Genomic DNA, 12024 nt, shown 5'->3' on the forward strand with positions numbered 1-12024 from the left:
GTGAAGGAAATAAAAGTTACTCTAAGTCGTCTAAAATGGCATCTAATTCGGTTTCTGATAATTCCACTAAATTAAAATCGCTAGCACTATAAAATGCTGCGTTGGTAGATGTAGAATCTGTGAGATAGGCACGCAGATTTTTTTGATAAATTTCGGCGATCGCCTGGATAGTTTGTTGATAATGTATATTACGGCTATAAGACCAATCTATTTGCAATTGTTCGGCTTGAATCCGCGCATTAATTTCTAAAATATGGGGACGTTGTTGTTTAGCAAATAATCCTGTTCCTAATGATACATTACTAATATTGAATAAACCATTGCTTTTACCTATGCTATCTGTCTGTCCGAGATAATTGAAACTAATATCGGGTTTTTGGGCGTTAATTAAGGTTGGTTCTTGACGCAGATAACGTAATATGCCAAAACTAATACCATGATGGGGAATAGTTCTGATTTGGGTTTTTATTTCTTTGAGTAACAAATCTGGTTCTGCATTAACAGTAGGTTGTTTGAGCAAAATTGGATATAAAGATGTAAACCAGCCAACTGTACGAGAAAGGTCTAATTTTTCAATAATTTCTTCTCTCCCATGTCCTTCTAAATCGAGTAGCCAAGCATCAGATTGATAAGCCTCGGTGAGAGTTTTAAGTAATGCAGCTAGCATGATTTCTGGGACGCTAGCATGATAGTTTGTAGTTGCTTGTTTGAGTAAGAAATTTGTTTCGGCTGGGGTAAATTGGCAAGATATCACAACTGTACTATCTACTGTGTTGCTATCCGGGTTGACTGGATAATCAACTGGTAATTTCCCTACAGGAGTTGATAGAATATTTTGCCAAAAGGGAATATCTTGGATAATTTCGGTTGAGTTAGCCAAGTTTTGCAACGATGTAGTCCATTGTCGATAGGAGGATGTTTTGGGAGGTAGGGAAATAGGCTGTTTTGCGATCGCTTGTTGATAAGCTTGATTTAAATCTGCAAGCAGAATCCGCCAGGATACTCCGTCTACCACCAAATGATGTGCGAAAAGTATCAGGACGTTGCCATATGCAGCAAGGTTTGTGGCATATAGCACCCGTAGTAAGGGAGATTGCTCTAATTGAAAACTTCCGTGTTGAGCTTCGACAATTGCTGCAAACGCTTCTGACTGTGTATCTGGTAGATGGTTACTAAAATCTGCAATTTGCAAGTCCAGATTAATGGACTCTGTATAATATTGTTCCCATTGTCCCAGATTTTCCGTAAATGTCAACCGGAAAACATCATGATGCTGCACTAGAGATTGTAAAGCTAGATTTAGCGCCTCTATATTTAAGGTTTCATCAATACTCAAGGCTACAGCTTGGTTCCAGTGGTGGGGATGGGGGAATTTTTGCGCAAAAAACCAATGTTGAATCGGCGATAGAGGAACTACTCCCGTTAATGGTTCGATAACTGCTACTTGCTGTTGTATGGGTTTCGCCCTAGCTGCGATTCGAGAGAGAGTTTGGGCTTCAAAAATGTCTTTGGGGCTAATCTCCCAACCCACGGCGCGGGCGCGAGATACTATTTGCAAGCTAATTATCGAGTCTCCCCCTAACTCAAAGAAATTATCTTGGGGATTTACCGTTTCTAATCCCAGAACTTCGAGCCAAATTTGGGCAAATATCTCTTCTGTTTCCGTTTTGGGTATAGCTGGAGTGGTGATTAATTCTGGTGCGGGTAGGGCTTGGCGATCAATTTTACCATTGGGGGTGAGAGGCCAAGCTGTGAGTAACACTACCCCATTAGGAACCATATAAGCTGGTAAGACTGTGGTTAAATAATCTCGTAATTCGTTGCTGGTGGGTGGGTTTTCTGCAGGGATGAGGGCGTAAGCTATGAGGCGTTTGCGCCCTGGTAAGTCTTGACGCACCATGACTACTGCACTATCTACCTTGGGGTGTTTGGTTAAAGCAGCTTCGATTTCGCCTAATTCAATCCGATAACCGTTGAGTTTGACTTGAGAATCTTGGCGTCCTAAAAAGCGGATGTTTCCTTGTAAATCATATACGCCGCGATCGCCTGTTTTGTAAAGTCGCGCCCCCGGTTGGCTAGCAAAGGGATGGGGAATAAAGGCGGCGGCGGTTAAATCGGCGCGATGTAAGTAACCCCGTGCCAAACTGATACCGCCAATATAAATTTCTCCGGTGACACCAGGGGCGACTGGTTGCAAAAATGAGTCTAGCAGGTAAATTTCCACATTGGCGATCGCTTTACCTATACTTGGTTCGCCTAGTAACTGGGTACAATTCATTAAGCTGGCGCACACCGTCGCTTCTGTGGGGCCATAAGCGTTAAAGCAGCTGCGGTTTTCTGTTCCCCAACGCCGGAATAAATCCCCTGAAGCTGCTTCCCCAGCCATAATTAAGGTTTGCAATTGGGGTAAATCTGTTGGTGCAATAGCAGCTACCAGGGAGGGGGGAAGGGTAATATGGGTGATGTTTGCAGCAGTTAATTTTGCCCACAATGCAGGCGATGGGGTGCGGTTGGCGGCGTCTTGCAGATATAAACTAGCGCCGCTACCCAAAGCCATAAATATTTCGGAAATCGCCGCATCAAAATTTAAAGAAGCAAATTGATAAACCCGACTCGCAGCTGTGACTCCAAAACTCTCAGTTTGCGCTTGTACGAGATTTTGTATCCCTGCGTGAGTGACGAGAACGCCTTTAGGTTTTCCTGTGGAACCAGATGTATATATAATGTAGGCGAGATTTTCTGGTCTAACTTTTAAGTTAGGACGAGTAGCACCCTCTGGGATAGTGAGCGAAGTCGAACTATCATTTAACAAGATAACTCGCACATCTTCAGCAAATAATCCCGATGGCGGCGTTTCATTGCTGAGAATCACAGTAGTTTGGCTATTTTCTACCATAAATTGCGATCGCGCTTTTGGATAGGAGCGATCAAGGGGGAGAAACGCCGCACCTGCTTTCAACACGGCTAAGAGGGCAATAATATAGTCAATTGAAGGGTCAAAATATAACCCGACAATCGACTCATAGCCAATACCTGCATTAATTAGAGTAGCTGCTAATTGATTGGCTCGTTGTTCTAATTCACCATAGGTAATTGTCTTGTCGTCAGCAACTAACGCCACTGCTTGAGGATGTAAATCCGCTTGAACTTCAAATAACTGGTGTGCTGTGCGGAAATCTCCCCAATGAATAAGATTACCTTTAGCTGTGTGAATAATGCGATCGCGTTCTGGCTGTGATATACCTGCAATTTCCCCTAACACCTGATTTGGGTGTTGTGCTAGGTTTAGCATCAGATTGCGCAGGCGTTCTAACAAAATATTTGCGGCTGTGGCTGACAAAAATTCTGTTTGGTAGTTGAGTTTTAATAACAGTCCGCCATCGGGTATTACGCCTACTGTTAACGGGTAATTAGTTCTTTCATAAAACTCGATGTCATCAACTTGAAAATCTTGACGCTGTTCTTTTAAACTTTGGTCAACGGGGTAATTTTCAAAGACTAAAATACTCTCAAATAATGATTCACCCGCCGCTAAAGAAATTTGTTTTTGAATATCTGTGAGTTTACTATATTCATATTCCCGCATCTGTACGTGATGCTGTTGAATATTTTCTAGCCAATTCGCCACAGTTACAGATGCATTCAACCGGACTCGCATCGGTAAGGTATTAATAAATAACCCTACCATATTTTCAACTTCTACCAGTTCTGGCGGTCTTCCAGAAACAGTTACCCCAAATACTACATCCTCACCTGCACCATGTTTTTGCAAACATAATGCCCAAGCACCTTGGGCAATAGTATTGATGGTTAATCTTTGGCTTTGTGCCATCTTTTGCAATTGAGCAAATTCAGATGCATTTAGGCGTAATTCGACTTCCGCATAAGCAGGTAAATTTGTGCTTAATTCTGTTGTTTCTAATTGCCAAGATAGACGAGTTGGTGTAGAAATTCCCGCCAATGTTGAGCGCCAAAATTCCTGAGCTTCATGCAGATTGCGCTGTTGTAACCACTGAATATAATAGCGATAAGGGGGAATTGGTGGTAAGGAATGGGGAACTTGTTGACAAGTTGATTGATAAATATCCAGTACTTCTTTAAATATGACTGGTAGCGACCAACCATCAAGAATAATGTGATGATGACTCCATACCCATTGCCAGGTATAATTATCGAAGCGCATCATCATAAACCGCATTAAAGTCGGCTGACTCAAATCAAATCCAATTTGGCGATCGCTAATTAAATATCCTTGTAATTTATCTTTTTGTTGTAGCGTTGATAAATTCCGCCAATCTTGTTCTATAATCGAAAATTCTCCAGCTTTACTGACAATTTGTAAAGGCTGGTCTTGGTTATCCCAAATAAACGCACTGCGCAGCGTGGGATGTCGTTCTACAACTGTTTGCCAAGCAAAGTTAAAATTATCGATATCAAATTTACCGCTAATTTTACCTGTAACCTGTTCAAAATAAATCCCATCTTCCAGGTTATAAATACTGTGGAATAACATTCCCTCCTGTAAAGGCGACAGGGGATAAATATCTTCTAAATTAGGATATTGAGCTTGGAGAATATCTAATTTAGCTTGCTCAATTCGCACCAAGGGAAAATCTGATGGTGTATATCCACCCACACCAATTGCTTGACAATGGCTGAGGATTTCTCTGAGATTTTCATGAAAACATTCCGCCCATGCAGCAATTGTTATTTCTTGGTGTAAGTTAGCACTATATAACCAATCAACGCGCAATTCTCCGGCAACCACAATACTATTAATATCAATAATATGTGGGCGTAAGCCTTGAGCGTCCCTTGTCGGTTCTATATCTTCATTTAATAAGCGGAATAACTGATTTTTACCGCTTTCATTGCGTACTTGACCCAAATAATTAAAACTGATTTGCCCTGTAGTTGGCAATGTTTCTTGATTAATATATCTTAATAAACCATAGCCAAAACCCCGTCGAGGAACAGCACGGAATTGTTCTTTAACAGTTTTAATTAAGTTCTCAATCTCTAAATTACTCTTAGCTAATTCCAACCGCAGAGGATACAGGGTAGTAAACCAACCCAAAGTCCGTGTAATATCTAAATCTGCCGATAATTCTTCCCTACCATGCCCTTCCATCATAATTTGCAGGGTGGAATTTTGGGTAATTTGGCTCAAGGTTTGCGCTAAAGCTGCGAGTAATAATTCTTGGGGTTGGGTGCGATAAGCTTTATTTGCTTGGGTAAGAAATTGCTGGGTTTGTTCTTTGGTTAATTGCAGAGAAACTTTTTTAACAGATGCTTCTACATTTTCGCTAACAGATGAGGGAAAATCTAGAGGTAATTTCGCCGTTTCTCCTGTGACAGTCTCCAGCCAAAATTGTCTTTCTGCTTCTATTGTGGTGGATTGCGCAAAATTGTTTAAAAATTGACTCCACTGTTGAAAAGATGTAGTAATTGGTGAGAGTTCATTCCCACTAATGACTTCAACTAAATCTTGTAATAAAATCCGCCAAGAAACGCCATCAACAATTAAGTGATGGATAACTATTAATAACCGGGGTTGGCGATGTTCTCCCAAATTAAACCACATTGCACCAGCTAAAGGCCCGTCATGCAAATTTAAAGATTTTTGCAGACGTTCCCCAGCTAATTGCATCGCCGCATTTTGTGCTAATTCTGTGTAAGACGATAAATCAATTACTTCCCAAGAAAAAGCGGCATGTTTATCGGTGTAAAATTGCCGCCAACTATCATTTTCTTCTGTAAATCGTAATCGAAAACTATCGTGATGGGAGGAAATAATTTGAATAGCTGCGGCGACTGTTTCCGGTTGTAACGATTGGTTAACTTCTAAAAGAATAGCTTGATTCCAATGGTGCGGGTTAGGAAGATTCAGGTCAAAAAACCATTTTTGAATCGGAGTTAGCAGCACCTCACCTACAGCTTTACTAGCAGCTAAAGCTGGGGCGTACATCATTTGTGCTACCCTAGCTAGGCGTTGCACTGTTTGTTCTTGAAAGATTTCTTTAGGGGTTAATATCCAACCTTGGCGGCGAATTTCTGTAACGACTTTCAAAGCCAAGATAGAATCACCACCTAAATCAAAGAAATTATCTTCAATTCCTATCCCATCTAAACCTAAAACTTTCTGCCAAACGTAACAAATTACCTTTTCTGCATCAGTTTGTGGCGGTGTAAATTTACGTTTAGTCGCGGCTTGATTCCAATCGGGAATCGGTAAAGCTTGCCGATTAATTTTACCTTGAGCCGTTAAGGGCATAGCATCAATAAACATGAATGCCGCCGGGATCATATAATCAGGCAATTGCTGTTTTAATGCTGTCCTTAACTCATTTTGATCGGTTTGTTCCTTGGCTACTACATAAGCTACTAAACGCTTATCTTCTGAAGTTGGAGAATAAACAATAACCGTAGCTTCTGCGACTTGGGGAAGTGCGGTTAAAGCTGCTGCAATTTCTCCTAATTCAATGCGAAAACCGCGTACTTTTACTTGTAAATCCCGTCTTCCTAAATATTCAATATCGCCATTAGATAACCTTCTGGCTAAATCTCCAGTACGATAGAGTCTCGCACCTGGTTCTTGGCTGTAGGGGTTGGGAATAAATCTTTGTGCGGTGAGTGTCGGACGGTTAAGATATCCTCTAGAGACACCCATCCCACCTACATAAATTTCACCGGCAACGCCCACAGGTGCAGGTTCTAGGGCATCATCTAATATATATATAGATAAATCGGGGATTTGCACGCCAATAACGCTACCGCGATTTTGCTCAATATCCTCTTTGAATATCGGACGATAGGTAACATGTACGGTGGTTTCTGTAATTCCGTACATATTAATTAAACGCGGTGAGTTATCCCCATATTTGGCTATCCAAGGTTTGAGGCTTTGTAATTCTAATGCTTCCCCACCAAAAATAATTGCCCGTAAGCTTAATTTATCTGCAAATTCTCCATCAACGCGGATCAGTTGACGAAAAGCTGATGGCGTTTGATTGAGGATGGTAACGCTTTCTTGTTGTAACAATTGGCGAAAAGCTTCGGGAGAACGACTGGCTAAATAGGGAACTACAACTAGTTTCCCTCCATATAATAAAGCTCCCCAAATTTCCCACACAGAAAAGTCAAAAGCGAAAGAATGAAATAACGTCCAAACGTCGTTTTCATTAAAGTCAAACCATGCTTGTGTATTCCCCATCAATCTGACTACATTGTGATGGGTGACTAAACAGCCTTTGGGTTGTCCGGTGGAACCACTGGTGTAAATAATATACGCTGCTTGTTGGGGAATAATTTCTGCATTTACGGTAATATCTGCGGTCAATTTTATGTTGTCAATGACCAAGATTTCCCCTAAATTAACTGGTAGCTGAGACAGTAAATTTTCTGTGGTTAATATCAGGCTAATACCACTATCTTCAGCGATGAAACTTAGCCTTTCTAGGGGATATTGGGGATCTAAAGGTACATAAGTCCCGCCAGCTTTTAAAACTGCTAGTAACGAAATTACTAACGCTGCACTGCGTTCTTGAAAAATCCCTACTCTTGTTTCTCTCCCGACGCCTTTTTGTTGTAAAATCGCCGCTAATTGCTGAGAACGTTCATCTAGTTGCTGATAAGTTAATTGTTCTTCAGCGCTGCTAATAGCAATGTTATCGGGATATTTACGGGCGCTATGAATAAACAGTTCAACTAAGTTTGTCGGTTGCCATTTAGCAGTTTCTTTACTTGCACCTAAAACTAAAAGTTCTTGACGTTCCGCGTTTGTTAACATCGGTAAAGCGTTAATGTTAACATCCGGGCGATTCACAACATTAATTAACAGTTGTTGATAATGCGTTAATAACCTTTGGGCTGTTTCTGAGGCGAACAAGTCGGTGTTATATTCCAGTGCAACTTGCCATCCCGATTCAAAGGGTTCTAACATCAAACTCAAATCAAACTTAGCACCACCATTATCTATATATATAGGTGTCGCCGTTAGTCCTGGTAATTGAATTTCGCCGATGGGTGCATTTTGTAAGACGAAGAGAGTTTGAAAAATCGGCGAACGGCTAGGATCTCGTTGAATTTGCAGTTTCTCTATTAATAGTTCTAAAGGCACATCTTGATTAGCGTAAGCTGCTACACAAGTTTGGCGGATGCTGCGGAGAAATTCCCTAAATGTGGGTTGCCCGGAAAGGTCACCACGTAAAGCTATACTGTTAACGAAACAACCGATGAGATGAGCAATTTCACTCTGTTGGCGATTAGCGATCGCACTGCCAACAATAATATCAGTTTGACCAGAATAACGAAATAATAAAACTTGATAAACTGCTAATGCCACCATAAAAAAGGTAGCACCTTCGGCTTTTCCTAATGCTTCTAACGCAGATGTGAGAGATGGTGACAGAGGTTCTCGCAACACTGCACCAGAAAAAGTTTGAGTAGCTGGACGTAGTTTATCTAAAGGTAAATCTAAAATTGGTAAAGGTGCTACAAGGTTATTTGACCAATTAGTTAATTGTTGTTGAATAGGCTGGGTTTTTAACCAATTTAATTGCCATTCAGCATAATCTCCATATTGAATTGGCAATTCTGGTAAAGCGACTTTTTTACCAGTAACAAATGCACGATAAAATTCTGTTAATTCTTGAACAAATATACCCAAAGACCAACCATCACTAATAATATGATGCAAATTCACTAACAGAATATGCTCTTGTGGGGATATCTCATATAAAACTACCCTCATCAATGGCCCGGTGACAAGGTTGAAGGGAATTTGCGCTTCCGTTTCTAAAATACTGTGAATATTATCTGCTGGTAAATCGAGAATCTTTGGCTCTAAAAAAAATTCCTGTTCGCTGTGGATTAGTTGAACAGGTTCACCATTTTCTATCGCAAAAGTTGTCCTGAGAATCTCATGGCGATCAATAATTTGCCTACAGGATTTCTCTAAAGCTACTTGCTCAAGATTACCAACTAAGCGTAAAGCAATCGGAATATTATAGGCAATATTGCCAGGATTTAAGATTTCCTGATACCATATCTGCCTTTGCGCTAAAGACAGAGGCAATACATAAACTTCCATAGATTCCAGTATATTTAATTACTTGGAGACTGATTCGGTTTGAGATAAAATCTTTAACCAATACTCTTCATCAATTTCTTGATTACTGGTTAATGGTTCATTAATGGTAGATGCAGGTCTGGTAAAGTCTATTAATAAGACAATTCTTGTTTGCTCGGATTTATTCCAAGCTTCATGTTCAAATGTATCATCAAAAATTAAGCATTTACCTTCCTGCCAACTTCGAGTTTCTTTATCTACCCTAATTGCACAGTTATCGGGCACAATTACCCCCAAGTGACAGCGCAGTACAGCTTGAGTTGCGCCAAAATGCGGCCCGATATAAGTACCAGGAGCTAAAGAAGAAAACCCTGCTGTGAGCATACCAGGGATTCCTTCCACTAACTTCGTTGTTTCTGGACATAATCGACAATTTTCGGCGATTTTTTGCCCAAAGGCATAAAGTCCAAAAACTTCCCAGCCTTGGTTGTAAATATTTTTTTCTGGCCAATCAATAAAGTTTTTAGGTTGTAACTGCTCTAATTCTTGACGCACAGTTAACCAATTGGCCTCTAAAGCTGTTGCAAATTCAAAGTCACTAGCTGGAAAAAACATTATTTTATTAAATAAATTACTAAAGTGTGTTGTTGAATTTTTTATGAATTTGGAATTGATCGTGAGCAGTATATCATGCTTTCAAGCTGATGTATAAAGTAAATCTTGCGTTACAAAAATTTTTGCTCGCCAGCTATGCTAGAATTTCGTCACAACTAACACCTGATTTTGCAAGCTTTTCATGTGACATATATTGTTGATGGTACAAATGTATTAACAACAATATGTATCACCGTTTACAATTAACATCAAAAATTCTCAATTTGCAATTGCTAGCAATTTAAAAAATTAATATGAAACTAGAAAATGTGAGTGCGATCGTTACTGGTTCTGCTAGTGGAATTGGTCGTTGTATCGCTTTAGAATTAGCGCGTGTAGGCGCACAAGTTATAGGTGGCGATTTGGATGTGGATGGCTTGAAAGAACTAGAAACAGAAAGTCTAGAACTACCAGGAAAAATTTATGGAATTCATTTAGATGTAGCTAATGAAACTTCGGTAAAAGATTTTATTACCCAAGCTTTTGAAAAGATTGAAAATATTAATACATTAGTAAATAATGCTGGTATTCTCCGTGATGGGTTACTAGTTACACGCGATGAAGAAGGTTGGCTACGGAAATTACCCACAGCCCAATGGAAGCGAGTGATTGATGTCAACTTAACCGGTGCTTTTTTGATGGCGCGAGAATTTGCAGCTGCGGCGATAGAGAGAAACATTAACCCCAGTTTGATTGTCAATATTTCCTCTGTTACCAGATCGGGTAATCCCGGACAGTCGAATTATAGTGCTTCTAAGGCAGGACTAGATGCAGATACACGCACATGGGCTTTAGAGTTAGCGCCTTTTGGATTTCGGGTAGCAGGTATCGCCCCAGGATTAACTAATACTCCCATTCTCAGCCGGGTATCTCCTGAAGCTTTAGCCCAAATGACAGCAGAAATACCACTAGGGCGCATAGCTGAACCTTATGAAATCTGGCAAGCTATGCGTTTTATTATTGAATGTGACTATTTTACTGGTAGCGTCATTGATGTAGATGGTGGTGCGCGATTTTAATCTGCAAAAAGAATCTCAAAAAATTGGATATTTCCCCAGTAATTATGATTGTGCTTGACAAAAATATGAATACAGGGAGAATATTAATGATGTTAATATAAAGCTGGAAAAAAATATCTTTTCCGGCGATTTTGATAGATATTAGGAAAGTGTAATAGCTCCTCCGATAAAACTTAGGACTTACGCAACCTCTACGAATTTTTCTCCCAAGGGGAGACGCTGCGCGTTGGCGGAAGCCTCTCGCAGAAAAGGCAGTGCAATAAATTAAGGTTTCTGGTAATTTTTGCCTAAGTCCTGAAACTAATTGAGTTAGATGGTAAGTGAGTTTTATATGCCAAAAGTTAGTATTATCACTCCCTGTTACAATGCTGAAAAATTTATTGGTAAAGCCATAGAAAGTGTGCGTAGTCAAAGCTTTACTGATTGGGAATATATTATTGTAGATGATGGCAGTACCGATAATTCTGCTGAAGTAATTGCATCATATACGGCGATAGAACCAAGATTACAGTTAATCAGACAGTCTAATAGTGGTATGGCTGTGACACGAAACAATGGTTTTCAAGCTAGTTCCCGTGAATCTGAATATATATTGTTTTTTGATGCTGATGATTGTCTAGAACCACAGATGTTGGAGGTAATGGTGAAATATCTCAACCAGTATCCTCAAGTTGGTGTTACTTACTGTGATTTCTATAATATCGACGAAAATGATCAGCCGATCAATACAGTTTATTGTCCGAGATTAGTTCCCTCTTTATTCGGTTTAAAAACCTTACCCTATGATACTCCTGAAACACCTTTAGTAGCTATTGCTGCTGGCTTAGGCGGAGGACTAGACGGACGTTGTGTTTTTCGTCGTCGTATATATGAACAAACATCTGGATGGGATGAACAATTGGGGAGGAATGGTGGACACATCCTGGACATTTTAGCTCAATGTGCCTTAGTAAGCGAAATACATTTTATTCCCCATAAATTACATCAGTATCGCCTACATAATACTAGTCAACTACATAGAACCGGCAATTTTAAAGAGCAGGCTCAACAAGTTCTGAATAAGTGGAAAGAGGGGAAATGGTTGACGCCAGATCAAAAAGCTAAAGTAGCGGAAGTTATTTGGTTCTATGAAAAAAGGTTAATTCCTTTTGTGAATATATTATCAGTCAATAGCTTAATCAGAACTGGGCAGATATTACCAGCTTTTAAATTGTGTTTTCAAGCTGCCCAAAGGTATTTTATGTCATTTTTAACTCGCCCAATTTAGGATAAATATATTAG

At 40.0% G+C, this 12024-nt stretch carries 4 protein-coding genes; 2 read left to right on the plus strand and 2 right to left on the minus strand.

What is annotated here, in order from left to right; translation table 11 throughout:
• Positions 1-16: 16 nt before the first annotated feature.
• Entirely contained in the window at positions 17-9091 is a 9075-nt protein-coding gene (locus AACW45_RS31410) for a non-ribosomal peptide synthetase (RefSeq protein ID WP_190629939.1), read from the minus strand.
• 18 nt (positions 9092-9109) lie between these two features.
• Positions 9110-9685 carry an aspartyl/asparaginyl beta-hydroxylase domain-containing protein gene (locus AACW45_RS31415; protein WP_190629940.1) on the minus strand — a complete coding sequence of 192 codons (576 nt, stop codon included), beginning with the start codon at positions 9683-9685 and terminating at the stop codon, positions 9110-9112.
• A 293-nt stretch (positions 9686-9978) separates the two neighbouring features.
• On the opposite strand from AACW45_RS31415, the gene AACW45_RS31420 reads away from it, so the two are divergent.
• Together AACW45_RS31420 and AACW45_RS31425 are read left to right on the plus strand one after the other, a co-directional pair.
• Complete coding sequence (locus tag AACW45_RS31420; protein ID WP_190629942.1) at positions 9979-10743, plus strand: SDR family oxidoreductase; 765 nt, start codon at positions 9979-9981, stop codon at positions 10741-10743.
• A 331-nt stretch (positions 10744-11074) separates the two neighbouring features.
• Positions 11075-12010, plus strand: a complete 936-nt coding sequence (locus AACW45_RS31425) for a glycosyltransferase family 2 protein (protein WP_190629944.1) — start codon at positions 11075-11077, stop codon at positions 12008-12010.
• The last annotated feature ends 14 nt before the right edge of the window (positions 12011-12024 follow it).

This window comes from Calothrix sp. FACHB-168, from assembly GCF_963889195.1.
GTDB lineage: Bacteria > Cyanobacteriota > Cyanobacteriia > Cyanobacteriales > Nostocaceae > Aulosira > Aulosira anomala_A.